The organism is Bacillus sp. SIMBA_026 (genome assembly GCF_046535335.1).
Lineage (GTDB): Bacteria > Bacillota > Bacilli > Bacillales > Bacillaceae > Bacillus > Bacillus velezensis.
The window spans coordinates 1-310 of the sequence record NZ_JAWRWX010000079.1 but is presented as its reverse complement, the minus strand read 5'-3'; the positions used below and the strand labels follow the sequence as shown (position 1 = coordinate 310).

1 protein-coding gene is annotated in these 310 nt (G+C 66.1%); it reads left to right on the top strand.

What is annotated here, in order from left to right; genetic code table 11:
- A partial coding sequence (locus SB847_RS20750) for an NAD(P)-binding protein (protein ID WP_410578465.1) occupies positions 1 to 310 on the top strand: 310 nt, incomplete at both ends.

Sequence of the window (310 nt, the reverse complement as noted above, 5' to 3'; positions counted from 1 at the left end):
ATGGGCTTGCCGCAGCGCTCGTCATGGCACGCGCAGGGTTGGACGTGCATGTCTACGAGGCCGGAGCAACCATCGGAGGAGGCACCCGGACCACGGAATTGATCGAGCCCGGGCATCTCCATGACATTTGTTCGGCCGTCCACCCGATGGCCTTGGCATCGCCGTTCTTCCGCTCTTTCGACCTTGTCGATCGCGTCGAGCTGCGCGTGCCCGTGGTTCAGCACGGCGCGCCTTTGGATGTGGGTGGGGCGGCCCTGGCATTTCAATCGCTGGAGCGGACGGCGGCGGACCTTGGCGCAGACGGTCCGGC